The 1540-nt window shown below is 76.1% G+C and carries 2 protein-coding genes; one reads left to right on the forward strand and one right to left on the reverse strand.

Annotated elements, in window-relative coordinates; translation table 11 throughout:
* Positions 1-4: 4 nt before the first annotated feature.
* Positions 5-778 carry a Kelch repeat-containing protein gene (locus tag G6R25_RS28470; protein WP_235949527.1) on the reverse strand — a complete coding sequence of 258 codons (774 nt, stop codon included), beginning with the start codon at positions 776-778 and terminating at the stop codon, positions 5-7.
* A 23-nt stretch (positions 779-801) separates the two neighbouring features.
* Here G6R25_RS28470 and G6R25_RS28475 point away from each other — a divergent pair, with 23 nt between their 5' ends.
* Complete coding sequence (locus G6R25_RS28475; protein WP_235949529.1) at positions 802-1191, forward strand: hypothetical protein; 390 nt, start codon at positions 802-804, stop codon at positions 1189-1191.
* The last annotated feature ends 349 nt before the right edge of the window (positions 1192-1540 follow it).

Raw genomic sequence — 1540 nt, forward strand, 5'->3', positions numbered from 1 at the left:
GAACCTATCCGCTCAGGGCCCCCGCCGTGTCCAGGGCGTTGCCGCCGGATGTGCCGCCCAGCACGTACACCCGGCCGTCACCGCCGGTGCTCGCGGCGGCATCCGCCCGCTTCGACGCCGCACCTGTGGGGCCGGAGGTCCACTGGTCGTCGTCCGGGGAGTAGACCTGCACCGCGTCGGTGACGTCGCCGTCGGCATCCCGCCCGCCGACGACGTAGACCCGGCCGTCCGGCCCGGACGCCCGGGTCACCCCGGTCGGCAGGTCGGACACCTGGGTCCAGGAACCGCTGGCACCCGCGCCGGGCGTGTAGGCGTACACGTCGGACGAGGCGCGGGTCGCGGAGCCGCCGCCCGCCGTGCTGCCACCGGCGGCGAGGACGCGGCCGTCGGACAGGGCGGTGAGGATCGGCGCCTTGACGGGGGTCGGCGGCGCGTCCGCCGTGGTCCAGCTCGCGGCGTCCGGGTCGTAGATCGCCAGCGTGTCGCCGTCGAGGACGTAGATCTTTCCGTCGGTGGCGCGGGCCGCCCGCGGGTCACCCATCGGCTTGGGCAGCACCGTCCCGCTCGTCCAGCTGTCGTTGGACGGTGTGTAGACCTCGACGGTGTCCGTCGGGTCGTCGGCGGCGCCGGAACGGCCGCCGATCGCGTAGATCCGGCCGTCCGTGCCGGTCGCCGCGGCGAGATGGGTCCGCGGGGTCGGCAGGTCGGCGGCGTCCGTCCAGTCGTTCCTGCGCGGGTCGAAGACCTGGACGGTGCCCAACTGGCGCGGCGGCGGCACCGGGCGCCGCGGACGGCGAGCCGGTGCCGGTCGGCGACCCGCTCTGCGCGGCCGACGGCGGGGTGCTCGGCGTCACCGACGACTTGTCGGTGGGTGAGGTGCCGGTGGGTGAGGTGGCGGTGGAGGGCCCGGCGCTGTTGTCGCCGAGGGGGTCGTTCGGCGCGTTGGACAGCGGGCCGAACGACGGTTCGTCGGTCAACGCGCCCGGGATGATCGTCGAGCTGGTGGTCGTACCGCCCGCGGGTGGCGTGGTCGGCGTGGTCGGCGACCCCGTCGAGGCCGGGGAGGTGCCGGCGGGGCTTGAGGGGGAGGTGGGGCTCGAGGGGGAGGCGCTCGGGCTGGGCGAGCCGGTGGCCGAACCCGGGGCGCCGCCGCCCGCGCCGCCCACGGCCTTCTGGCCGCCGATCGCATAGATTCGCCCGTCACAGCCGGTGGTGGCCGCGAGGTAGGCGCGGGGGGCGGGAAGCGCGGTGACGGTCTCCCAGCTGCGCAGCGGGCCGGCCGTCGATGGGTAGGAGGGGCAGTCGCCGCCCGTGGGGCTCGCGGTGGTGGGGCTGCCTGACGGCGCCGGACTGCCCGGGATGCCGGTTGGTGCCGCGGCGGCTCCCGTGCCGAGCAGACCGGGTGAGGCGAGCGCGGCCGTCAGGGTGGCGGCCAGAACGAAGGCGCGTGAGGTGCACCGACGTGACGTGCGGGACCAATTCATGGGTTCCCCCCTCCGAGGCCCGCGTCCGCGGACCCGACCGACGGGTGGATCGCGTG

It is taken from the genome of Candidatus Frankia alpina (assembly GCF_902806485.1).
Classification (GTDB): Bacteria; Actinomycetota; Actinomycetes; order Frankiales; family Frankiaceae; genus Frankia; species Frankia alpina.